The sequence below is a fragment of the Candidatus Cybelea sp. genome (assembly GCA_036489315.1).
Lineage (GTDB): Bacteria > Vulcanimicrobiota > Vulcanimicrobiia > Vulcanimicrobiales > Vulcanimicrobiaceae > Cybelea.
Map to the genome: position 1 here is coordinate 77,793 of DASXFZ010000001.1, position 22,805 is coordinate 100,597.

The 22,805-nt window shown below is 60.4% G+C and carries 26 protein-coding genes; 11 read left to right on the forward strand and 15 right to left on the reverse strand.

What is annotated here, in order from left to right:
• Positions 1-23 precede the first annotated feature (23 nt).
• The 3 genes from VGG51_00395 to VGG51_00405 all read right to left on the reverse strand — a co-directional run bounded on the left by VGG51_00395 (position 24) and on the right by VGG51_00405 (position 2,502).
• A complete protein-coding gene (locus VGG51_00395) occupies positions 24-668 on the reverse strand; it encodes a hypothetical protein (GenBank protein ID HEY1881484.1) in 645 nt (214 codons plus the stop codon).
• 91 nt (positions 669-759) lie between these two features.
• Entirely contained in the window at positions 760-2,154 is a 1,395-nt protein-coding gene (locus tag VGG51_00400; GenBank protein ID HEY1881485.1) for an alkaline phosphatase family protein, read from the reverse strand.
• 99 nt (positions 2,155-2,253) lie between these two features.
• Positions 2,254-2,502, reverse strand: a complete 249-nt coding sequence (locus tag VGG51_00405; GenBank protein HEY1881486.1) for a hypothetical protein — start codon at positions 2,500-2,502, stop codon at positions 2,254-2,256.
• Between the two features lie 213 nt (positions 2,503-2,715).
• Here VGG51_00405 and VGG51_00410 point away from each other — a divergent pair, with 213 nt between their 5' ends.
• Positions 2,716-3,348, forward strand: a complete 633-nt coding sequence (locus tag VGG51_00410) for a TMEM175 family protein (GenBank protein ID HEY1881487.1) — start codon at positions 2,716-2,718, stop codon at positions 3,346-3,348.
• On the opposite strand, the gene VGG51_00415 is transcribed toward VGG51_00410, so the two are convergent.
• Positions 3,328-4,137, reverse strand: a complete 810-nt coding sequence (locus VGG51_00415; protein HEY1881488.1) for a hypothetical protein — start codon at positions 4,135-4,137, stop codon at positions 3,328-3,330. The genes VGG51_00410 and VGG51_00415 overlap by 21 nt on opposite strands.
• Positions 4,138-4,252: 115 nt before the next feature.
• On the opposite strand from VGG51_00415, the gene VGG51_00420 reads away from it, so the two are divergent.
• Both VGG51_00420 and VGG51_00425 read left to right on the forward strand, forming a co-directional pair.
• Complete coding sequence (locus tag VGG51_00420) at positions 4,253-4,441, forward strand: hypothetical protein (GenBank protein HEY1881489.1); 189 nt, start codon at positions 4,253-4,255, stop codon at positions 4,439-4,441.
• A 119-nt stretch (positions 4,442-4,560) separates the two neighbouring features.
• Positions 4,561-4,914 carry a hypothetical protein gene (locus VGG51_00425; GenBank protein ID HEY1881490.1) on the forward strand — a complete coding sequence of 118 codons (354 nt, stop codon included), beginning with the start codon at positions 4,561-4,563 and terminating at the stop codon, positions 4,912-4,914.
• A gap of 953 nt (positions 4,915-5,867) precedes the next feature.
• Here the strand turns inward: VGG51_00425 and VGG51_00430 are convergent.
• Positions 5,868-6,440 (reverse strand): hypothetical protein, encoded by a 573-nt coding sequence (locus VGG51_00430; GenBank protein ID HEY1881491.1) that lies wholly within the window; start codon positions 6,438-6,440, stop codon positions 5,868-5,870.
• A gap of 453 nt (positions 6,441-6,893) precedes the next feature.
• Between VGG51_00430 and VGG51_00435 the strand changes: the two genes are divergently transcribed.
• Positions 6,894-7,259 (forward strand): DoxX family membrane protein, encoded by a 366-nt coding sequence (locus VGG51_00435; protein HEY1881492.1) that lies wholly within the window; start codon positions 6,894-6,896, stop codon positions 7,257-7,259.
• Here the strand turns inward: VGG51_00435 and VGG51_00440 are convergent.
• From VGG51_00440 to VGG51_00460, 5 genes are all read right to left on the reverse strand, one after another.
• The gene (locus tag VGG51_00440) at positions 7,240-8,211 is read right to left on the reverse strand and encodes a hypothetical protein (GenBank protein ID HEY1881493.1); all 972 of its coding nucleotides are present in this window, start codon (positions 8,209-8,211) and stop codon (positions 7,240-7,242) included. The two genes, VGG51_00435 and VGG51_00440, sit on opposite strands and share 20 nt — an antisense overlap.
• Before the next feature lie 13 nt (positions 8,212-8,224).
• On the reverse strand, positions 8,225-9,187 hold the full coding sequence (locus VGG51_00445) for a hypothetical protein (GenBank protein ID HEY1881494.1): 963 nt from the start codon (positions 9,185-9,187) through the stop codon (positions 8,225-8,227).
• 84 nt (positions 9,188-9,271) lie between these two features.
• Positions 9,272-10,885, reverse strand: coding sequence for a hypothetical protein (locus tag VGG51_00450; protein ID HEY1881495.1), 1,614 nt, complete (start codon positions 10,883-10,885; stop codon positions 9,272-9,274).
• A gap of 192 nt (positions 10,886-11,077) precedes the next feature.
• Positions 11,078-12,136 carry a phosphate ABC transporter substrate-binding protein PstS gene (gene pstS / locus VGG51_00455; GenBank protein ID HEY1881496.1) on the reverse strand — a complete coding sequence of 353 codons (1,059 nt, stop codon included), beginning with the start codon at positions 12,134-12,136 and terminating at the stop codon, positions 11,078-11,080.
• Positions 12,133-13,647, reverse strand: a complete 1,515-nt coding sequence (locus tag VGG51_00460) for an MFS transporter (GenBank protein ID HEY1881497.1) — start codon at positions 13,645-13,647, stop codon at positions 12,133-12,135. Before VGG51_00460 ends, pstS begins: the two co-directional genes overlap by 4 nt.
• Before the next feature lie 226 nt (positions 13,648-13,873).
• Between VGG51_00460 and VGG51_00465 the strand changes: the two genes are divergently transcribed.
• A complete protein-coding gene (locus tag VGG51_00465; protein ID HEY1881498.1) occupies positions 13,874-14,566 on the forward strand; it encodes a CPBP family intramembrane glutamic endopeptidase in 693 nt (230 codons plus the stop codon).
• A gap of 132 nt (positions 14,567-14,698) precedes the next feature.
• Here VGG51_00465 and VGG51_00470 read toward each other — a convergent pair whose 3' ends face one another.
• Positions 14,699-15,457 carry an SDR family oxidoreductase gene (locus tag VGG51_00470; protein ID HEY1881499.1) on the reverse strand — a complete coding sequence of 253 codons (759 nt, stop codon included), beginning with the start codon at positions 15,455-15,457 and terminating at the stop codon, positions 14,699-14,701.
• 101 nt (positions 15,458-15,558) lie between these two features.
• Here VGG51_00470 and VGG51_00475 point away from each other — a divergent pair, with 101 nt between their 5' ends.
• Positions 15,559-16,218 (forward strand): TetR/AcrR family transcriptional regulator, encoded by a 660-nt coding sequence (locus tag VGG51_00475; GenBank protein ID HEY1881500.1) that lies wholly within the window; start codon positions 15,559-15,561, stop codon positions 16,216-16,218.
• On the opposite strand, the gene VGG51_00480 is transcribed toward VGG51_00475, so the two are convergent.
• Together VGG51_00480 and VGG51_00485 are read right to left on the reverse strand one after the other, a co-directional pair.
• Positions 16,189-16,419, reverse strand: coding sequence for a zf-HC2 domain-containing protein (locus tag VGG51_00480; GenBank protein HEY1881501.1), 231 nt, complete (start codon positions 16,417-16,419; stop codon positions 16,189-16,191). The two genes, VGG51_00475 and VGG51_00480, sit on opposite strands and share 30 nt — an antisense overlap.
• A gap of 3 nt (positions 16,420-16,422) precedes the next feature.
• Positions 16,423-17,088, reverse strand: coding sequence for an RNA polymerase sigma factor (locus VGG51_00485; GenBank protein ID HEY1881502.1), 666 nt, complete (start codon positions 17,086-17,088; stop codon positions 16,423-16,425).
• Positions 17,089-17,391: 303 nt separating this feature from the next.
• Between VGG51_00485 and VGG51_00490 the strand changes: the two genes are divergently transcribed.
• The 4 genes from VGG51_00490 (at position 17,392) to VGG51_00505 (ending at position 19,579) form a co-directional block, all read left to right on the forward strand.
• Complete coding sequence (locus VGG51_00490) at positions 17,392-17,802, forward strand: DM13 domain-containing protein (GenBank protein HEY1881503.1); 411 nt, start codon at positions 17,392-17,394, stop codon at positions 17,800-17,802.
• A gap of 76 nt (positions 17,803-17,878) precedes the next feature.
• Entirely contained in the window at positions 17,879-18,811 is a 933-nt protein-coding gene (locus VGG51_00495) for a hypothetical protein (GenBank protein HEY1881504.1), read from the forward strand.
• A 4-nt stretch (positions 18,812-18,815) separates the two neighbouring features.
• The gene (locus tag VGG51_00500) at positions 18,816-19,283 is read left to right on the forward strand and encodes a redoxin domain-containing protein (protein ID HEY1881505.1); all 468 of its coding nucleotides are present in this window, start codon (positions 18,816-18,818) and stop codon (positions 19,281-19,283) included.
• Positions 19,280-19,579 carry a hypothetical protein gene (locus VGG51_00505; GenBank protein ID HEY1881506.1) on the forward strand — a complete coding sequence of 100 codons (300 nt, stop codon included), beginning with the start codon at positions 19,280-19,282 and terminating at the stop codon, positions 19,577-19,579. Before VGG51_00500 ends, VGG51_00505 begins: the two co-directional genes overlap by 4 nt.
• Positions 19,580-19,857: 278 nt before the next feature.
• Here VGG51_00505 and VGG51_00510 read toward each other — a convergent pair whose 3' ends face one another.
• Entirely contained in the window at positions 19,858-21,264 is a 1,407-nt protein-coding gene (locus VGG51_00510) for a serine hydrolase domain-containing protein (protein HEY1881507.1), read from the reverse strand.
• Between the two features lie 906 nt (positions 21,265-22,170).
• Here VGG51_00510 and VGG51_00515 point away from each other — a divergent pair.
• The gene (locus VGG51_00515; GenBank protein ID HEY1881508.1) at positions 22,171-22,554 is read left to right on the forward strand and encodes a hypothetical protein; all 384 of its coding nucleotides are present in this window, start codon (positions 22,171-22,173) and stop codon (positions 22,552-22,554) included.
• Here VGG51_00515 and VGG51_00520 read toward each other — a convergent pair.
• On the reverse strand, positions 22,546-22,805 hold a 260-nt coding region (locus tag VGG51_00520; protein ID HEY1881509.1), incomplete at its 5' end, for an IS630 family transposase. The genes VGG51_00515 and VGG51_00520 overlap by 9 nt on opposite strands.

Here is a 22,805-nt window from a genome sequence, read left to right on the forward strand (position 1 = left end):
AAACGAGATGTAGTAGTTGGAGGTTAAGCGGTTAAGCTTACAGGAGGTCCGCGTTTGGAGAAGCGCAGCGTATACGTGAGGCGGTCGGCAAAGGTCAGCCGTTCGCGGCCGAGATTCTGCGTCGACGGGCGGGGCGAGTCCCCGGTGCGCCGCAACATCGTTTCAATGATGGCAGCGATCGTCTCGCGGTTCGAGATGAGCCAGCGCGCAATGGCGAAGACGACAGTGGCCACAACGACGGCGCAGACGAGGGTGGTGCTAAATCCGAGTGCGACCGATCCGCCGAACGCGTCGCTAAGGCCGTCGATCGTGACCCCGTCGGCACGGCCGTCGAGCCACTCCATCGCGGGGACGGCGGCGCAGCTTGCGAGCACCGTCGCCGCCAGATAACCAATGGTCTGCCGAATTCCAAAGGTGATGCGCGCAACCCGCCGGCGGTTGAGCGCGGCGATCTCGCAGCAGCTTTTCAGGCCGCGCAAGGCAAGCGCGAGTGCGACGAGAAGCCCAATTGCCGTGACCAGCTCGCGCGAGCCGTGCGCGAGATTGTCGTAGCTGTCGTGCGCCAACGCAAAATCACCTACGACGTCGATCGCGACGTGCGCCATCGCCGCCGCGGCCGTAGCGGCACACAAAGCAAGCGAGCATAGCGTCCAAAATCTCAGGCGCACCGAGGTCGCGCTTCGACGTACCCCCGAGCCATCCTCGAAAAAACGTGGGATAGCGATTTATGTCAATTCTCAGGCTTGGCGGCCGCGCCTTCTATTCGGTATCGATGGGTTCGTTCGACTGCGGCTCATGCTCGAAGTACCGTTGCGAAAACGACGACGGTATCGCGACGAACGGCCGCGGCTTCTGCATAAAATCGAATGAATCGACGATGCTCGTAGCGCGCGAATCGCTCGTGCCGAGCGAACCAAGCCCCCAGTTCTGCTCGATGAACTTCAGGATGCTGCCGAACTCGTACTGCGTGTGCGAGATATAGCCCGGCTTGCTCGATGAGGTTTCGCGCGCATACGGCGAGATGATCAGTAGAGGGACGCGGAATCCTAAGCCTCCCCAGTTATCGAAGAACGGCGGCGGCTTGTGATCGTAAAAGCCGCCCCAATCGTCCCACACGACGACGATCGCCGTCGAGGACCAGTACGAACTCTTTCCGATTGCATTGACGACGCTTGCGACCCATGCCGGGCCGTTATCGGCTTTGTCGGCCGGGTGATCGGAGTTCGGGCCAAGCGGGATCACCCAGGACATCGAGGGGAGCGTCCCGTTGGTGACATCCTTGAAGAAGTTGGTATTCGGCGAGTCGATGTTGCTCTTCCACTCGTTACCGTACCGCACCGGCGCGATCACGTCGAACGCGTTCCAAAGGTTCCCAGAGCTGTGGCCCGAGATCGCCGGCACGTAATACTTCCACGATATCGACTTCGCATCGAGCAGATCGCGCAGCGTTTCGTAGTAGGCACCCGAGGCTGGAAACTTGTTCGTACACGGAAACGGCCCTTGGTCGGGCTCTTTCTTGAGGCCGCTTCCGGTTTTTACGAGAAGCGAGGTCACCGTGCCGCCCGGAGCGTCGCAACCCCACGGACTGTTCGTCGGGAAGTCTACCAAGCTCGTGGTCTGATTCTGGTCGATCGTCGTCGATCCGCGGATGAGATCTTGGTGCCCAGTAAAGCTGCCGCTGCCCTGCGTCTGGAACATATGGTCGGCGAGAACGTAGGTCTTCGCGATGTCCCAGTATGGGGTAATTTGGCTTGGAATGACGTACTGGTATGGGTTGCCTTTGTGGCACTGCGACGCGCCGCCGGCAAAGCCGTTCATCTTGCCGCCGGCATAATCCGTCAGGAAGTTTCCGCGCGAGTGTTGGAAATCGCAAGTGCCGCGCAGGCCGACCTCCACGAGTTTGACCGTCTTGTCTCCGCGCTTTCCAGTCGTCGTTCCGTCGGCGCCCGGAAATGTCGCGAAGAAGTCGTCGAAGGAGCGGTTCTCCTGAATCAGCACCACGATGTGCGAGATATAGTTTGACGTATGCTTGTGCGGGCGTCCCGGCATCGTCGTCGTTGTGTCCGCAGGCAGCGGTGCGGACGGTTGCGATCCGCCGCAGCCGCCGAGCAAAGCGGCGGCGGCGAAAAGACCCAACGCGGGACGCTCAAACATGACGCTGATTCCTCAAAACTCGACGCTACGCTATATGGAAAAGCGCTTCGTCGGCTCGCCGCGAGGCGCCTTTACCAGACGCCCCCGCCGAGGCGCCCGCTAGCCGCAGGTGCAGTAATAGAGCATGCTGCCGCCGCCAAGATCCTCGCTTACCAGCGTGCACGTTCCGGTGCAGGTGCACTGGCTGCATCGCCAGTTCGTCGGCAATCCGTTTACTACGTCGCAGCAGACGCCGCATGCGTTATCCGGATCGGCGATGGCGTTGGCCGGAGGGCTGGTGGCCTCTACGATATGTTGGCGAGTGGTCGTATCGATGTAATGCATGAGCGCATCCCCACGGACTTGCATAAGATGATGACTCCTCTTGTTGTAAGGGCTGGTCCCCTAAGCATAGCAAAGAGCGGAGCGCTCGTCTCTAGGACAGCCGGCCTATAGGGGGACGTCTCCTCGACCGGCAGCACCGGCAGCGAACCCAGGGCTCGGACCTTCGACCGGATGCCGAGCCGGCAGACGGTCTCGCGCGCGGGAGGGACGCGCTGCATTGCTAAACGGGGTCGATTCTTGAAGGAAGCACGTTCGCCCGGAGACCTCAACATCGCTCGAATCGAGGCATTCAGCGACGGTATCTTCGCATTTGCCGTCACGCTGCTGGTGCTCACCCTCACCGTTCCGGAAGTCGCGGACAGCCTTGGCGGGCAGGGACTGCGGGCGGCCCTGCTTGCCGAATGGCCTAGGTTTGCCATCTACCTCATCAGTTTTCTGATGGTCGGCCAGGTGTGGATAGCCCACCACTTCTTCTTCAGCCACTTTGCTCGGGCCGACAGAGCGCTGCTCTGGATCAACATGCTGGCGCTGGCAACCATCGCGGTCTTGCCCTTCTCAACGGCTCTACTTGGGCATTACATCGGCCACGAGCATGACCGCGTCGTCGCGGCGATCGTGTACGGCAGTTTGTGGACGATCGGGGCGTTCTGCCTGAGCGCGCTGTTCTGGTATGCAAGTGGTCCCGGGAAGCTGCTGCTGCCCGATTATTCACCTTCGCAAATTCGAGCCGTGCGCCGAGCCAGCTGCGTTGGCCCGCTCGTGTTCGCTGTTTTTACACTGCTGGCGCTGGCGAGCTTCTGGCTCTTTCTAGCCGGATTCGCTTTCGTGCCGCTCTTTTACATCGTGCAGTCAGCGAGGTTCGTACGCTGATAAGCCGGCGCGACGCTCCCAGAGCGAACGCGTGTACAGTACGGCAAATCCGCACCGGCGAAAGTTGCGCTCAGACGCGCTGCCCGGAGTCGCGGTCGCGCGCATGACGCGGGCGCCGGCGTCACGGGCTCGCGCGATACGATCGCGGACCAGCGCGAGATGCCAGCCGCGGCGGCGAAACTCGGGGACCGTCGCACCGGCAAAGAAAAACGCGCATTCGCCACGCAGGCTCATGATGGCGGTCGACGCGATCCGTTCTCCGTACGTGCCGGCCAAAGCGATCGCACCTTCGGAGGATGCGAGGATCAGCCCGACGCGCGGATCGCCGGCCTCCGCCGCCTCGTCGCCGAGGAATCCTTTCATCGAGGCCGCGGCCCAATCGTCCAGATTTGCAGAAACGGAAACCCGGTCGTCGTAGCGAGCGTACGTTTCGAAGTCGTCGGAAACGAGCACGTTTTCATATTCAGCCGGTGCGTAACCGGCACGGGCTAATCCGAAAGCCAGCGACGGATCGGACATCGGCGTGACGAAGACGCGCGGCGTCGAGTTGCGCGACTCAAAGAACCTGGTCAAGAGCGCGATTTCCTCGGCGTCGACGCCGGCGAGGGTTCCTATGCCAAAGGCTTCAGAGAGCGCCTCGAACCCATTGAACCGCGCGATCCCGCCGGCAATCTCGAGGCTCGCAGCTTCCAGTTCGGGGTAGAGCCGCCGCGTCGCTTCAACGCTTTTGCGGATACCGTCGATTTCGCAGCGGCGAATCGTTTCATCGAGCAATCGCGTAAGGTCCACGAGCCTAACTTCGAGCCTTCCCCTGCAAGCTGCTGCAGGTTCCATATCTGGGTACACCGCATCCGAAGGGGGACTAGCGGTGGATCCCCACGCTCAAACGAGGAAAGCAACGGAAATGTTAAAGGCCGGCGATCGAGTCTTCATCGATGGAACCAACGAAGAAGGGACCGTTAAGGAAGTGCACCCGCATGAGGCCGTGGTGCGGGTAAAGACGAGTCAGGGTCACGAGGAGCGCAGGTATGCCTTTGAAGCGCTGCGGCTCGATCCAACCATGGGCGAAGCCTCCGATTTCGTCGATCATTAGTGCCGCCGGCGCACCCCGACAAGCTGCGAGGCGGACCTAGTTCGAGTCGACGCGACCTGCCGAGGGCAACGGGAAAGAAACGTTGAAATTCGCCTCGAGCGCGATCGGGGAGGAACGAGATGTTTATCGCAGCGATTTTGGTGTATTGTGGCGCGACCATAGTCGTTGCCGGTATCTTCCTGTGGCGCCTTAAGCGTGAGCCCCAAAGATGGCCTTTCTTTCTCAGCATGTTTGCGTTCTGGCTGGCGGTACCGATCGTGGTCCTCGTGGCGCCGCCTGGATGGATACCGCTTTCTAAACGCGGCCACCCGAGCTGGCTGAGCGTCGCTTTGTTGGCCGTGATGATTACCGTGGTCGCTCTTCAAATCCGGGAGCATCCATCGCGCCTGCGGCAATACGCACTGATATGGGCTCCGATTCTCGCGCTGCTCATCGTGGCGCAAATCGTGTACCCGCTGGTTTGGCAGCGGTGACCTCGAGCTCCGCGGAGAATTTTGCTTCGCCGCCATCCTTAGTCCCGGCTTTCCTCTTTAAGATCGAGCCATCGGCGACTAAGAAGGATATTGGGCCGCCCAGCCACACAGTTTACCGGCATCGCTTCGACTTGCTTTGAACGCGCCGTTGGCGCGATTGCCGCTCGCGTGCGGTCCCGCCATCGAAGCTTTACTGGAACCGCTTATTTTATGCGCACCCTTACTCAACGAATCATCATCCACTGCTTTTACCTGGTCTTAGGGGCGACACTGGCCGGCTGCCACGCCGACGTTACCTTTAGCATCGATGTCCGTCCAGATGGAAGCGCTCTCGTGAGGACAAGGGAAATCGTGGATGAGGCCTTTTACAGAGCGGCGTTAAGCCAGGGCAGCGACGGCGACCCCTTTAAGATCGAGTGGATGCGCCGCAGAGGATGGGATGTTCGAACGTCCATTGATCGGTACCGAAACCATACGATCCTTATTTTCAAACGCGTTAGGCGAGAAGATATCCACGACCTGGCAAATGCAACCCCAGGGCTAAGCGGTCGCTCAGCGCAGTTTGGTCCGATTTCTCTCATACGGGCACCGGGGTTGCTCGTCGATCGTGTTTCTCTCGCTGCAACGGTTCCTCCGTTGCTGAGCCTGACGTCGCCCGAGATTGGCACGTTCGATTATGGAATCGCATCAGCATTCGCGGCGTCGGCGGTTACCGCGCACTTGGAGTTAAGGACTCCAATGATCGTTACCTCGACTAATGGGTCGAGAGGGGCCGACGGATTCGTGCGATGGGACCTTGGACTCCAAGAGCCAACCTCAATCTTCTACGTGGCTCGCGCCGTCAACATCACTCACGCACTCATCGCAGTAACTCTTGTTTTTGCAGCCGCAGTTTTGAGCTGGATATTTCTAGGTGCGCGCCGCAGATCGGCCTGATTTAGCCAGAAGTCGGGCTACTTCACATCCTTGCTCCCTTCAATGTGAACGGTACCGGTGTTCACCACGCGGCCTCCTGAAGCCGATTTGAGTGTGACCGTACCTGAGCCGGTTTTTGCACCAATTCCCTTGACGGAGATCAGAAGCGGACCTTCAGCCAGGGGCGTTGCTTTTCCGTACTCGTGCAGGTTTGGAACAGCCGCTGCGGCGCCGTCAAAGCTCACCCCCTGATAATGAACCTTGGGAAGATAAAAGCATCCAGCCATCCCGTTGCCGAGCTTGTAGGTTCCATAGTAAACGGTGTAAGGCGCCTTGATGCTAGGCAATTGGATTACGGGCAGATGCTTTCGCCCTTTCCGGAATGAAAAGTTTGCCCAGATCGACACGGCTGATTCGGCGAAGCTGTTCCCGACGAACGTCCCCAATGCCGAGAAAATCGTAAACTTCCCCGGAGCATGATAATAGTGGGCCCGGCAAGGCGGCAGCGAGACCCCCGCCCATCGAACGAGCGGATTGCCAAATGTCGAGGCAGCTGGGACGTACGAATGGGATGGTACGCCACCGTTGCAGCCGCCCGCGAGTAAAGCCAAAACCACGCCTACTTTATGCCGGCCCGGAATGTTGTGCCGTATCACTTAGCCCTCCTGGCAATGCGAGCCGGTTCCGAGGTTAAGTTCGCCCCGGAGCCTTGCATTAATCTTACTACCCTGGACGATGAGTTGACCAGGCCCCCGGCTCTCGCCGCCAACTCTCAATAGAGATTTCACGAGCATCTGGTCCGGAATCAAACCTCGCCCTCGGCTCGCCGAAACATCTGGCCCGCTGGCGTGTACTAGGTCAAAATGAGAATGATTCGCTTGTTGCTTGCCCCGAAGACGCCCTTTTTTCAAGCGATGCCACGGATGCGCGAAATGCCCGTCAGCGGAAGATGCATTGCTCGCGATTCTGTCGTCGCAGCTCGTTAGTCGGGCCCGCGTCCTCGCTTGCGAGCAGACAACAGAGCGCCTCCGTGGCGACGAGTCTCACCGGCGCTGCTGGCCGTCTTGTTTATTGCAGCCGGCAGCAATCATTTCATTCACCCAGCGTTGTACACACGGATCGTTCCACCGCGGCTGCCCGCGCCCGCGCTGCTCGTCCAGGTAAGCGGCGCCTGCGAAATCCTCGGCGGTGCCGGAGTGCTCCTACCGCGCCTTCGAAGGCTCGCCGGTATTGGCCTCATCGCGCTTTTGATCGCGGTATTCCCGGCCAACATTCAGATGGCTGCACATCCCGGGCTCTACGCCGACCTCGGGAGCGCACCACTGTTTTATCTGAGGCTTCCGCTTCAGCTGGTACTCATCGCGTGGGTTTGGTGGGCGTGCCTCTCCGCCGGGTTCGCCCCGGCGGCCGTTAGTGTGGGGCGTAGGTGACCCCGACGACGTCGAGACTTTGCGAAAGGCCGGTGTTGAAACTGCCGACGTAATTTACAACGGTCGGCGTGTACGTATAGAGATCGATCTGGCCGTGCTGGTAGTCGGCAACGGCCAACATGTCGCGGCTCTTGTTGAGATGGCCGTACGACGACGTGCCGGCCATCGAAAACGGGCCGCCGGCGAGCTTGCATCGCGGGTTGCAGCCGCTGTAAACGTACAGCTGCGCGCTGGTGTTGCTGAAAGAGACGAGGTTGCCGGCTGCGTCAATCTCGAGGCCGCCGAATGCCGGATTGATGAAACCCTTGGCGGTTTCACCGCTCCCCTTACAGCCCTTGAAAAAGGTCAAGTTGGCGTGAGACTGCGCGTCTTCCGCCGAGGCCCAGCAATCGCCGCCTTTGGACATGGCCACGCCCACCACTTCGTCCATGTTCGGATTCGTCAAGTTCGTCGTGCAGCCGCCCTTGAGCGAGCAGAGCGAGATACTGCCATTGGTACGCTGCGGGCCAAAGATGTTGGCGATTGCGATCGTACCGTTCGCGGCGTCCGCACTCATCGCATCGGCGGGCTGCCCGTACGGATCGGCCACGGTTCCCAAAACGGCTCCGCACTGCGGGCGAAAAATCCGCAGCTCACGGCCCCCGCCGTCGGGCTCGATCAGGTCACCTTTCGCGTCGGATGCGAGATCGTTGACGGAGGCGACGCCGCCGATCGTGCACACCGCGGCACCTTTGCCGTTTCGCCGAAATCCGTAGACGCTGGTACCGTAAAATTCGCCCACGTACAGGCCCGCCTTGGCGGCGCGAGCGCTGCGGCCTCCAAGGAGCGAGGCCGAGCCGACGCCGGGGGCTTGTCCGGCCGGCGCCAGTCCGGGCGTTGCCGCACTGCAGCCCGCGGCGAGCATCACGGCCGAGACACCCAATCGGCGTAAGAAGCGTCGCGCCTGCATCAAAACTATGCGGTCTTCACTTTTTTCGTTCGCTGATCGCGGTGCCGATTGGAACCTCGAACCCGCTAATGATCTTCTCCTGCTCGCCTCCGCCGGGATACGGCCAGTACATCACTTGACCGCTCGTGGCGTTGGGGCCGACCACGGTGCCGCCGCGGATGGAGAACTGAACGACGTCGCTCGAACCCTGCGTTTCTGTGTGACCAACCTCGGTGCCAACGCTGCCCGCAACCGTAAACTGGTAAATCACGGGAGCCTCTTGATCGGCGATCGCAACGTACTTGCCGTCCCATTGAACGCCGCCCGGCCCCCCGATCGTTTGGTTCAGGGTGACGTTCTGCAAGCTCTTTGCGCCCTTGGGCAGCTCGGCGAACGCGAATCCAAAGCTCGTGGGCTTTGTGCCGTCGACGAACAGGTTGCCGGCGGCGTCGTAGCCGCAGAAGTAGTCGGCGATCATTTGCGGGTCGGTGTACTTCTTCGGCGTGCCGTGAGCTCGCCGGAAGACCGAAAGGCTGCCGTTGGTGTACGAGTCGTCAAAAATGTTCGTCGCCGCCAGGTCTCCATTCACCCGGCTGACCGCACATCCGATCGGATGTTCACCGGAGTCGTTGAGCGTCGCGATCGGAGCCGTACCGCCGTGCGCGTATTCCAGGATTTGCGCTGCATCCGAATTCGTGATGAAGACGTGGCCCGCCTTATCGACGCACATTCCTTGAGGCGTCGCAAACCCCGTCAGCGTCCCGACGAGCTTGCCGCGCGGATAGGAGAATACCTTAACGACGTTCGCGGCCGAATCGGAGGCGTAGAGAAGAGCGCCTTTCTTGGCGTTGGGGTCCATCCACGAGGCGCCGGCGGCGAGCGAACGCGCCGCGCTCGACGAAGGAGGCAGGGATTGCAGCGAATTCCCGGCGCAGCCGCTGAGCAACGCGGCTACCGCGAGCGCGCCGGCGCCGCGCGCGAACGAGTTTGAATTCTTCATACGAGCGAAAAGCGTAGTCGCCTCATCCGCTCGGTGTCAAGACAGCCGCGAGAATACGGCGTGCGCAGTGAGAAAACGGACCCCCTACACCGCGAGCTCGATCCCGATCTCGCGGGCAAGGCGTGCGAAACGCCGTTCGCCGGTGATGGCGGCGGCGACTTGGTAGGCGTGCCCCAGCGAGAGGAGGCTTCCGCTGCGGTGCACGGTATCGATCGACGCTCGAATTTGTTCCTGCGCGAGCATTTTGCGACCGATCGTATTGGCGCTGGAAGCGATCACGCGCTGCAGGCCGCCGCAGATCCGCGTGTACCCCGCGGCGCGCGCCAGCCGTTCGGATGCCGTCGCTACGGCGATGCTTCGCTCGGGCTGCCCGATCTTTGCCAGATAGATCGCCTCGAAAGCTTTGCAGAACAGCCAGTTGTAGCTGCCTTTCGCGAAGGCGTCGCCCAGCGCCGGCAGCATCGCCCCGGCGAGACGCCAGTGCGAACTGCCGATGAGCGCGTCGGTCATTTCCAGCCGGGTCATCGCGGCGAGGTGCCGGCCGCCAAAATCCGCGGCCAACCGCAGTGCGCTCTGCGAATGCAGCATCGCCGTCTTGGCGTCGCCCAAAACGACGTGAACGGACATGAGATTCAGCAGCGAGCGGACCTCGTTCTCGATCGAGCCGCTTCGGCGCGCGAGCTCCAAGGCCGAATGAAAGTTGTCGAGGCGCCTCGCCACTTTCGGGCGCTCTTGCACCCCCGGCGCAACCCACTGCAGCCGCGATAGCGTGCGCGCGACAAAGCTTTTCTGCGGAGAAGTGTCCGCCAGCGAGCGCGCGCGTTCGGCGGCGAGCGCCGCGAGCGTTTTGGCGCGCTCGAAATCGCCAATCGCCTCATGCTGCTCTGCGCCCTCCGCGAAAAGGTCGGCCACGACGGCTTGCGATGCCGCATCACAGATCGATTGGTCGATCGAGGCACGGCGGATCGCTTCTTCTAAGATGGGCAAGCTTTTGCCGGATCCAGGCTCGTCGAAGTCGAGCCGAGCCGTCCAGATCTCGATTTGGCATTCGCCGACGAGCGCATCGCCGGCCGCCACTTCCTCGCGCGATGCCTGCAGCACCGCTCGCGCCTGGGTGAGCTGCGACCGCGAGCGCGCGAGATCGCCGCGCTCCCGTTCCACCGACGCGATGAGGCATAGCGCTCGAATTCGCATCAAAGCCGCAGGCGCGTGCGCTGCGATGTCGTCGCAGATCCGTTTGGCTCCGGAAAACTCTCCAAGCCCGGCGCGCCGCTCCGCGAGCTCGAGCCGCACGGACGCAAGATCCGTGAAAGCGTGACCCATACGCCCGGAGCTTTGCGACATGATGCGAGCGATGCGCAGGCACAGCTGCTGTTTCGCGCGGTAATACTGTTGAACCGAAAGGCCGAGCGCATTTGCGGCGACGCGATAGGGTCCGTCCCGCGTGCACATCGCTTCGAGGAGACGAGTGTTGCGCTGCGCGTGGCGATGCCGCCCGGCGTCGCGGTCGTCGCGCTCGCACTGCTCGGCAGCCTGCCGGACGGCCCGGCGTATCGCTACCATGGCATCGACGTCGGTCCACCGCTCGAAATAGTGCGCGACAATCGGATTGCGACGCAGCTCGCCCGACTCGTCGAGGTGGCGAAACAGATGCTTGGCGGCTACCTCGATCGAGCGAGACGGATTCGCGCGCGGCATGACGCTTCGTCACTTTCCGGCGTACGCTCGGCGAGCCTGCCGGGACCCTGGCGCGCCGAACCGCGATTCTAGCGGGAGCGCCCGGGAGCCGTTGGTAATATGCCCGTTATGCGCGCGGGGCAATGAGGGCCAACTGAAAAGCGATGTGCTCGCGGGACATGCTTCAGCTCAAAAGCAGCTCTGAGCAAAGCGCTATTGAATCTTCTCGATCTGTACGATGCTCAGCGCACGAATGTATTCGGGCAACGCGATGAATCGGACTGAGGTTAAGTTCTTGAAGGAGCTGCCGTTGCACGAATCGATCGCCCACGACAGAAACTCGCGGATCGCGGCGGCAGTCGACGGATTCGGCTGCCGCGTCGAGACGATCACGTACTCGTAACCGATCAAGGGGTACGAGTCCGCGCCGGGCGCATAGACTAAGCTCAATCGCTCGTCGGACGGCGTCCGCGGATCGAGCGTCGACGCGCCCGCGCCTACCGTCTGAGGGGTGGGAAGCAGAAACCTACCGGCTTGATTGCCGATCCGTGCCGTTCCAATCGCCGCCTTTGCTACTTGATCGTGAAGGCTCGTACCAATGTAGGCGATCGAGTAGGGAGTTTTCTTTGTCGCTCCCACCATGCCGGGATTCCCGTTCGCGGTGATCGTTCCAGGAACGGCGGGCCACGCAATCGTCGTGCCGTAGCCCGGCCCGGTCTCCCATGAGGGCGTCGAAAATGTCAAGTACTGCGTGAAGAGGAAGGTCGAGCCGGAGCCGTCGCTGCGATGAATCGGGACGATCGCGCGGTGCGGGAGCTTCAACCCCGGGTTTAGGTCTGTAATCGACTTGCCATCCCAAAAACGGATCGTGCCTGCGTAGATTCCGGCAATCGTCGGTCCGTCGAGTCGCAAGTTCGCTCTGTTCAAGCCGGGGAGGTTATAGTTGACGGTCTCGGCAGCGATCGCGAGCGGAATGTTGAGCATGTGAGGATTGCCTCGCAACTGCTCGTCCGACATGAAGGCATCCGAGGCGCCGACCTGCACCGTTCCGGCGATTGCTTCTTTGATGCCCGCTTCAGAGCCGGTTCCGCTTGCGGTAATGCGGACGTTCGGATTCGTTTTGGCATATTGAGCGATCCAGATTTTGAAAAGCGGATAGAAGAGCGTCGAACCGGACTCGACGAGCGTGAAAGCCGCGGCGCGCGCCGGCGGTGCAGGCAGCAGCACGGCCGCCGCGAGCGAGAGCAGCAAAGCGAAACGCAGACGCGTCACAAGACCTCCTCCGCCGGCTCGACGAACTGCACGACGGTCACGCCCTCGCCCGGAGCGTCGCCGATTCCGATTCGATCGAGCTTCACGCCGGTCGTCTCGATGCGGAAGAGCCACGTCACCACGGCACCCAAGAGCGACGTGACGATCAGCAGATAGAGGAGATACCTCGTCCCAATCGCGACGAGCATGATCGGGAAGAGGAAGGCCGTAAGCACCGCGCCGACCTTGGCGAAGGCCGCCGCAAAGCCCGCACCCATGCCGCGAATTTCGGTTGGGAAGACCTCGCCCGCGAGGAGGTACGTCTGCGCGTTTGGGCCGAGATTCGTCATGAAGTCGAAGAGCATGAAGCCGGCAAAGATCATCAGTATCTTCGATTGACCGGCGAGGTCAACCGAGAATGACGCGAGGAAGAGACCGACCGCGCAGCCGATGAAGCCGAATATCTGCAGCTTGATCCTGCCAACCTTGTCGGCGAGGAGCACGGCAAAAAAAATGCCGACGATCAGCAGCGAGGTAATCAGCGCCGATCCCTTTGCCGCCAGGACGTCGTTCGTGATGAGATCGCTGGTACTGCGAACGTGATCGGCCGGGCTTCCGAAGGCGGTCGCGAGGATCGTCGGCGTGAAGATACCGATCCCGTAGGTTCCGAGGTCCTGCAGAAACCATGGAACGGAAGCGAGGATCGTCGCGCGCAGATTGTGTGCGTTATTAAAAAGCGCGGCGAAAGATGGTCGCCGGCTAGGAGCGGGCTCACCTAGGTCGAGTTTCCCAAGCGTAATTTGGTTCGGGTATTGGGGCATCCGCACGAGAAGCGCCGCCATCGCGCGCTCGGCCTGTACCGTTTTGCCCCGAGCGAAAAGCCAGTTCGCGCTCTCCGTGATAAAAAAGCGGCCGATCGTAACGATGATCGCCGGAATCACTGCCGTAGCAAACATCCAGCGCCAGGCGTCCAGCGTGGGATTGAACGATAGAACCATGTAGCCCACGCCCGTTCCGGCAAGCGCGCCGACCGCTTGAAACGCAAATGCGCCCAAGACCAAGCTGCCGCGTTTAGCGCTGGGCGTGTTTTCCGAGATGATCATGTGCGCAGTCGGGTAATCGCATCCGAGCGCGAGTCCGAGCCCGAAGAGGCAGATGACCAGCGACAAGAAGCCGGTCGACAGCATCAGCAGCGCTAGGAAGAGGACGAAGATGATCATCTCGACCACGAACATGCGCTTCCGTCCGAAGTAATCCGATAGGCCACCCAGCGCTACGGCGCCCACCAGAATTCCGAAGAGGCTTGCAGCGCTCACGATGCCGTTTTGTGCGGGCGCGATCCCAAACTCGCGCGAGATGAGCGGCAGCGCAACGCCGGTCATGAAGACGACGAAACCTTCGAAGAACTTTCCTGCCGCCGCAAGGTACCAGATGAGCCGCTGCATGCCGGTCATCGGGATGGACGAAAGCTGCGTGCCATCGGACCACGTAGGCAGCTCGTCTATGTAGTCTTGGACCGACCTATGCGCCACTTCGGTACTCCTTTCGGATGGAGGCCATTCTAAGGCGCTTTGGTTAACGTTCGTTTATGAAACGCGGATCGTTCGCCATTTGCCAACCGAGACGAAGACCCAGAGTGAATGCTCGAAGGAGTCAACCGAGATACCGGCCCGGTCCGTAGAACGGCGGATACAAGGCCAGCATGGTGAAAGAAGAGCGAGCCAATCGGGCCCGCCAAGAGCGGTGCACGAGAGCAACATGAAGCGATTTGCGGTAGCTTTGGCATTGGCACTCGGAGGCCTCGTGGTTGTGTACGTGCCGACGTTCGTGCTCGCTGCTTTCGCGATCAAATCGGGAGCTTTTGGCTCGCCGGCTGCGAGCAGAGGGGAGCCAGTCGTGGTCCCTCTGATCATATGCATCAGTGCGGCAATCGCGTTAACGCTGATAGCGGCACTGGCGCAATACAGCACCCTGAATCCGGTTGAGTTTGGGTTCAAGGCGCCGGCGGTGCGATCCGTGACTCTTGCGCTCATGCTGGGGTTGTTGTTTGCGGCAGGCTTGCGCGGTTTGAGTCTGATACTGCCGATCGGTAACTCGCCTGATCTAGGAGATATGCATAGGTGGCAAATCATTGCCTACTTCTGGCTCGGGGCGCCGATTCAAGAGGAGATAATCTTTCGTGGGCTTTTGCAGACCATTTTTCAGGCGCGCGATCCGCGAAGCGCGCTGATAGGTTCGGTCGCCCTGCCGTTTTCTGTATTTGCCTGCGCTGCGATTTTCGCCGCAGTACACGTCGCGACGGTGAGACTGGGCGCGTCGCCAGCTCACGTCGCGTTCATTGTCTTCGGAGCGTTCGTGCCGGGCGTCCTGGCCGGCTACCTCCGCTGGAAAAGCTCCAGCCTCTTACCGGCAATAGCAGTACATGCAGTTTTCAACATGTTCGCATCCTGATAAGGCCGGCAGCCGCCCGAACCGTGCTGACGCCTCGAGCGCATTGACTGACCAAATTTAAAAACGCGTCGACGCCGCCGACGGCAGGGATTTCTATCTTGGGAAACGCCTCGCCGTTGTGCAACAGGAAGCCTACGTGGCGTTCCGGCCGCCGTCGACCGCGAGCACGACGCCGTAAACGAAGCTGGCCTCGTCGGAGGCTAAATACACGATGGCCGCGGCGATTTCGTCCGGTGATGCCGCGCGATTTGCGGGCGCCATCGACGCGATTTGTTTCAGGCCCTCACCCATCGCTGCGCTCCCTTCCGTTCGGGTCGGTCCGGGGCTGACGGCGTTCACACGTACCCCGCGTGGGCCAAATTCTGCCGCCCAGGCCTTGGTGAGAAGCTCGATTGCTGCTTTGCTCGATCCGTACAGCGCCATGCCGTTCATCCCGAACGTTGCAACCATGCTGCTAACGTTCACGATCGCTCCAGCACCGCGCGCGGCCATTGAGGGCGCGAGCTCGGCGACGAGCATAAACGGAACTTTGACGTTGACGTTATAGACTTCGTCGAACGTCTCTTCCGAAACTTCGGCGGTCGGTCCGAAAGGAAAGATTGCAGCATTATTGACCAGGATATCAATTTGGGGCGCAGTCTTTACCGCCCGGCTTACAAGATCGCGGGCCGTCGCCGCATCGCTGAGATTCTCCGGCACGAAGTCGGCCGCGCCGCCGGATCGCCGGATATTGTCGACGACTGAGGAGCCGCGTCCCGCATCCCGCCCGGAGACAATCACGTGCGCGCCTCGGGCGGCCAGGGCGAAGGCAGTTGCCTTACCGATTCCGCTCGTGCCGCCCGTGAGCAGCGCCGACTTGCCGGCAAGGTCTTGCTTGCTGTTACCATTCATTCTTACGATTTGACCTCTGGAAGGGAGAAAATGTAGTGTTTGCTCCACTCTAGCGTCTGAAAAATGGAATGTCCACTCCAAAATATGTGGTATACTGACGCATGGCCATGGTGAACGCAGTGCCGGTGCCGCGCACATTTACGCGGAAGGGCTCGGCGACGCGCGACCGCATTGTCGCCGCCGCTGCCGCATTAATCTTTAAACGGGGCGTCGCGCAAACGACCACGGAGAACGTTTGCGACGCTGCGGGCGTCAGTACGTCCCAGCTGTATCACTACTTCAAGGACAAGATGGCGCTTGTGCGCGCCGTGATCGATCGTCAGACCGAGAACGTTCTCGGTGCCCAGCGGGAATATTTGGGGCGTCTCGACAGCATTCCGAGGTTACGCGCCTGGCGCGACCACATCGTAGGGTCGCAGTTGTCTGGGGGATGCAAAGGCGGATGTCCCCTCGGTACGCTTTCCTCGGAACTCTCGGAACGTTCGGAGGAAGCGCGCGGCGACATCGCCCTCGGCTTTGCTCGTTGGGAAGACGGTATTCTTTCGGGGTTACAAGCGATGCGCGACCGGGGGGAATTGTCCAAAAAGGCCGATCCCCGCCAGTTGGCGCTGGCGACTCTTGCTGCGCTCCAGGGGGGGCTCGTTTTGACGCAATTGCGTCGCGATCCCGAGCCGCTTCGCGCAGCGCTGGATGCGATCATCGATCACATTGAATCGCTCGTTCGCGCCGAGTCAATCACGCCTCCAGCTGCGAAAGGCTAACAGCAATCGCTCCTGCACGGTTGGGGAGACCGATTCGGCGGGGATCCTGCCCAGCGCAAAGAGCGTTGCCCGCATCTGCCGGAGATACTCGTAACAGTACGGGCACTCGCGCAGGTGCGCCTCAAAGCGGTTGTGGTCCGCATGTGGAAGCGTACCCTCGAGATAGTCGGTAACGAGTTCGACCAGTTCGATGCAATCCATCAATCAGATCTCCGAGCTTTCTGGTGATTCGGCGAGGTATCGCTCGAGTTGGCCACGGACCTTCGATCGAGCCCGATGTAGAAGCACTCGCATGTTTGTCTCGGATATGCCTAAAGCGTTACAGATGGCCGGGGCGTCGTAGCCGGCAAAGTCGCGCAGCGTGATGACGGACCGTTGCGCCGGCGGAAGTGCCTCGAGCACGCGCTCGATGTGCGCCATCGTCTCGCCCTGAAGCAGCCGCGCTTCGGGATTTTCAGACCAGGGTCGCGGCGGTTCCGCCCAATGCCCCGGCCATTCCACGTCGTGGCCCCGAAAGCGCCCTGGATCCACGGCCGGCTGGCTGCCCGAGGCTTCCTCGGCTGCCAACGCCGAGAACGGCGTCGAGCGCGCCTCGCGCACGGCCTTGGTCTTTGCCCGGTTGACCACGATTGCGAAAATCCAGCTATGGAGCGAACTCCGTCCTTCAAACGAGCCTAGTCCCCTGAGCACGCCCATCCACGCATCTTGAACCACCTCTTCGGCCGTTGCGTGATCGTGCACGAATCCGCGCGCGACTCGGAGCATCGCTCCGTGATACCGATCGACGAGCGCGGTGAATGCGCTCTCGTCGCCTTCCCGCAAGCGCGCCAAGAGACTCTCTTCATTATTGTTTTCGCGCTGAACCGTCATGATGTAACGTTTGCCGCCGTCAAGAGACGTAGCGGCGTAATACTAGTTCATCTTTTCTAGGAGAAAGTCATGTTCAGCTGGTTCCGCAAGCGCCCCCTCGCCGTCGCAGTCGTTGTCGCCGCTGTATTCGCCCTTTGGCTCGCCTTCAGGCCAGAACTGCTGTTTGTGAACAAGAGCGTTGACGAGCCCTTTCCAACCGCATCGGCGTCTGTAACGATTCCGGCCATGCAAGGACACTAGTACGTCGGGCGACCGAACGAACCCCGACAACCGCACTAACTTAACGAAAGGTTACAAGTCACAATGAAGCTTTCTCGCTTTTCGGCCCTCGCCGGTCTCCTCGTCGCTCTTGCCCCGGCGTTGGCGTCGGCGGCGCCCGCCGCGCTCGAGTCGGGCAGCCTGGTATCGGGAGCACACGATACCGCCGGAACCGTAACGATCTACAAGCTCGACAACGGCCAGCACGTCCTGCGCCTCTCTGATTTCCACACTTCGAACGGCCCGGACGTTCACATCTACCTAACCTCAGCCAAGAAAGTCGCGTCGAACGGGGACGTGACCGGCGGAAAGTACCTAGACTTGGGCTCTCTCAAGGGGAACGTCGGCAATCAAAATTACGACATCCCCACCGACGCGAACCTGGGCGACTATCACTCGATCTCGGTTTGGTGTGCCCGTTTCCACGTAAATTTTGGCGCGGCGCAGTTGAAGTAGGTGAGGGATACGGCAGGTTGCCAGGAGCGCACCAACGCCGGGCAACCTGTTTCTATCCTCTAAACTTCAGACTCACATGCTTGATTTTCACTTAGTGCACCTCGATGAGGTAACATTTACCAGCTCCCCGGAGCTCGCCGGAATGTACAAGTTGAGCCCCTGCGTGTGGCGGGAACGCGATCGCTACTCGCTGTTGGTTCGCATCGTGAACCATTCCGACAACCCGTCCGAAAAGATCGCGCGCATTCACTACGGCGAATCCGCCGACGGCCTGCGTTTCACCCTCGACGACAAGCCCGTCGTCGCACCGGGCCCGGATATTCCCGGCTCTTACGACAGCGGCGGCTGCGAGGATCCGACGGTGGCCTTCGACGACGGCACGTATTACGTGTATTACAGCGGTTGGAACGAGCATATGAAACGCGGTGAGCTGCTCCTGGCTTCAGGTTTCGAACTTCACGAACTCTGCAAGCAAGGGATCGCGCTTCCGTCCAGGGAGGCTGCGGCGAATCCGAAAGAGGCGACCATCGTGCGGGCACCCGACGGCACGTGGCGCCTCTTCTTTGAGTACGCGCACGACGACAGGTCGACGATCGGAATTGCGCGATCGGCAAGCCCGGCCGGCCCGTGGGAGGTCTTGCCGCCGCTCTTCGGGCCGCGCGCCGAAGGTTGGGATTCGTGGCACCTCAGCACGGGACCAATTGCCGATTCGAACACGAGCTCCCCCGTGATGTTTTACAACGGCGCAACGCAGAGTGCGCAATGGCGAGTCGGCTGGATCGTTTTTGACGCAGACTACACCCGCGTCGTGGCACGCTCCGAACAGCCCCTGGTCCTTCCGCATATCAAGCGCAACAACGACGATTCGGACATTGCGTTTGCCGCTTCCGCCATTGAAGCCGACGGTGTAATCTACCTTTATTATTCTGTGTCCGATCAGTACATTATGCGGGCGACCGTCGCGCGCATCGACAACGACTCATCCGCAGCCGCCTCGCCGGCGTACTAAGAGCATGCAGCTAATTCTTGCGGCGGCGATTGCCGCCACCAGCCTGTTTACCCCTTTGCAGCACGCTTCGGATTGGATCGGCGCAGCGGTGCGCCCGGCCGACCTTGCGGGCAAGGTCGTGCTCGTCGATGTATTCACTTTCGAATGTATCAATTGCAAGCACGTCGTCCCCGAGCTGCGTCGCTTACGAACGGCCCTTCCGTCAAGGGACCTTGCCATCGTCGGCATTCACAGCCCGGAGACGCCGTACGAGCGCGTGCGCGTAAACGTCGTGCAAAACTTAGCGGCCCAAGGCATCACCTGGCCCGTTGCAGTTGACAATTCTTTCGACTTGTGGCGCGCGTACGGCGTCGAGTATTGGCCGACGCAACTCATTTTCGACCGGCACGGGAGGCTTCGCAAAACGGTCATCGGCGAAGGCCAGGACGAGCTCGTCGCCGCCACCGTTCGCGAACTTGTCGGGGAGCGATGATAGTCCCGCTTGCCGCCGCAGCCGCGCTCAGCGCGGGGCCGGGCGCCCGCGCGTACCGAATCACCATTCACTCGCAGCCCGGCGCGCAGGTCGTCGTACGCGTGCGGGTTCCGCCGGGGTGGGTGGGCGCGTTCTGCACCCCGCGCGTCTGCGCCGTCGGCCACGTCACGGTGGTCGTCTCGGCGTCGGGCGTTGCGGTTTCCGAACTACACCTCTACCGCGAGAGCGCTACCGCCGCACATCATTTTACAATCTTCCTTAGCGCGGGGAGTTCCGAGCTGGTCTTACAAGCCTGATCGCTTTTATTGCGCGCTCTGTGCCGGCACGGCAAACACGCTCTGCCGACGCCGCGAGCCGAACGATTGCGGATCGTCCGAGTCGAGATGGTGACCCGCACTCAAGCTCGCTAGCGAACTGCTCGGGCAATCCGGGAACGTCACGGCGAAGGTCTCTCCTCATATCAGGACGAGCAACGACGGGCCGCAGCGAACCTGCTCGACGATGTGTCTCGTTCGCTGACCCAGGTCCTACGACCGTGTCGTTAGTCGGCGCGATCTTGGGCTCACGCAGTGGCCTACTTCAGTGGCAGTCGGTCAAGGACAAACGCTGCGACAGAATCTGCAGCTGGAGGGTCGACATTCGCTAGAACAGCAACTACGTATCCCGAGCTCGGACAGACGTTTAGACTACCGTTCATTCCAGGTGCTCCGCCGTTATGACCAAAGCACCTCTGGCCGTTTATCTGTTCATCCGCGAATCCATATGCGTACCGGCGAAGGTTATCAGGCAAGATTGAGATCGCGACGACGCCTTTGGTGAGCATGCGTGTATATTTCTTGTTTAGCAGCAAATTCGACTGCAGGGCCTTCGTGAAGCTTAGCAAATCGGCCACGGTTGTGTAGCCGCCGCCCGCTGAGGTGCCGCGATAAGGGAGTGTGTCGGTGTTCAACTTCCAAAGATGACCGACTTTCGTATACCCTACGCTCCGATCGGGAACCACTACACTCTCTGGTTCCGATCCGGTCGAAATCATCCCCGCCGGTTCGAAGATACGTTGGCGGACGTAATCGTAGTAACTTTCCCCGCTTGCCTTTTCTATGATGTCCCCTAGTAATATGTAGCCGTAATTGCTGTAGTCGAAGTGGCTTCCAGGACGAAACTTCGGTCCGCGAGTTCCGTACAGACTCACGTAGTCGTCAATCGTTTTCAGGTCGAGCCGGCGTGCATCGAACTCCGGGCCAAAGATATCACCCGTGCCTCCGGTGTGAGTTAGCAGTTCCTGAACGGTGAGCAGGGAGATCTCTTTGTTTGGGTAATCGGTCAGGTATTTTCCGACCGGGTCGTTGAGCCGGATCTTGCCGCTTTGAATAAGTTGCAGGATTGCGACTGCGGTAAACATTTTATTAATCGACCCCATGCGGAAACGGGTCGCATTCAGTACCCCGCGTGCGCGATCTGCGAACCCGTAGGCACTCTCAAAAATAGTCTGTCCTTCCTTGGCGATGAGGACCGCCCCGCTGAAAAGCCCGCTCCTAGAATCGCGTTGTAACTCCGAAGCGAGTGCCGCGAGAAGCGCCTGTTCCTGCAGGTGCATCTTTTGCGCTAGCGGCGTAAAGAAGAAACCATCGATTTTTCTGCGCCGGTCGACCTGAAGGACCCATATTAGCGACGTTTTTGGGAAGGTGGCGATAAACTCGTAGTTCGTATCCTGCCTCGACGAACTGGATCCGACGTACGTCTGTGATTTTAAAGTACCGAGCCGCGTTAACGCGTTAGCGGTTCGGCTTTCGAGTTGTGGTGTAAGTTTTGCGCCGGCAAATCCTGATAATTGCGAGCGATCGATGCGACCACTTTGAAGGCGAACGAGCCACTCTCGCGCTAATGCATCAACCTTGGGATCAATCCGCGGAGGAGGAGGCGTTGGGGGCGGGGCGAGGTTCGGTCGGTCCGACCCGTAAGGCGGCCATACCCAGTCGGACATCAAAATATCGCTCGCTTTGTAGCGGCGGCGGTGACTTCCCAGGATTTTTGTACGTACGAGACGGTGACGGCGGCCGGACTCCGCGTGGGTGCCAGGATCACGCTGTGGGATTGAGTCAGGGGGTCGCTCGCCCACGTGGCTGCCGCGCTTTCATGCCAAGAGAAGGCCACACGCGTTCGCATATTAGCGCCTAAGTGACCGCGCACTGGCGCTGTCCAAATGATACGGTCTGGAATGATCTTTGAATAGCAAAGGTAAGACAAATGCAGCGGATTATTTCCGAAGTCGTTTCCTCCGAAATAATACGGAAACGCGCGTTCGGTGAGATAATACCGTGTCCCGTTTTGTGTGGACTCGCTTTTTGCCATTCCGGCCTGAACGAGCACGTTTAGCATTTGGTACGCCAACAAGGCTTGAGGACGCGTTCGTATCCTCGCTGGAACTGAGCCAACCCACAGCGGCGCTAACCATACATCGCGCGGGGAGAACTCAACACTATAGTCCGGCACGAAGGAACCATCAATGGGAGACGCATTCCAACCGAGAGGAATGCAGCGGTGAAACTGATCGGCGTAGTGATCCGTTATCGCGCGTTGAAAGGTATTATGAGAGCACGCGGTAAGGACTAGCGCGGTAAGGATTAGCGCGGTCAAGATCCTATTGAGGCGGCTGAAATTCACTAAAGAGTATCTTCGCCACTAAAGCGCTCTGAACCTAACTTATGATTCTCCGGCAAGATCCTGCTAAAATTGCCTTGCAATCGCAAATGGCTGGCGCGTGTCGGATACCGGCCGCGACGATATGCCGTGCCGGGGCGAGCAGTGGGAATGTCTTCAGCGCAGACTGGCGCGTGAGATAGGGCGGTCACGCAGTAGAAGCGCGCGCGCCGCCAGAAGTGCCAGCCGCATGAGACGGCCCGTCCTACTCTTGGCACTGTGGATCTTGCTAATCGCATTGACCCCCGCGCCGTCGACAAATTTGCGCGGCGCGCCGACTCCGGCGGAAGTCCAGCTGCTTGGCGCGATGAAACTGTGGGGAGACGTGAAGTTCTTCGACCCGCAGATTGCTAGTGGCGCCGTCGACTGGGATGCGGCATTCATGAACGCCGAGCCGGCTATACTCGCGGCGACATCACGCGAGTCGTACAGCTCCGCGATCGCCGGACTTCTCGCGCCGCTTCACGACCCGGCGAGTCCGGGCGTGCTTTGGCGGACGCTAGCGGAAACGCCGCCAGGAGAAACCCATATAGCAACGCCGTTTCTGCCTATTTTCGCTATGCTGCTAGTGTAGTGAGTTAGAAGTTCGTTCGCAAACCTTTACCACTTTATCCAGGATCATGTCGGCGGTAGCGGTCCACACGAACGGTTTGGGGTTCTTGTTACGTTGTCGGACGTAGGCGCGGATTTCCCGCTCGAGTTGCGCCACACCGGTGAAGCTGCCATTGCGAATCCGACGCTGCGTGATCTCCGCAAAGAAGCGCTCGACGAGGTTGAGCCAGCTGGCGCTGGTGGGAGTGAAATGAAGATGAAACCGCGGATGCT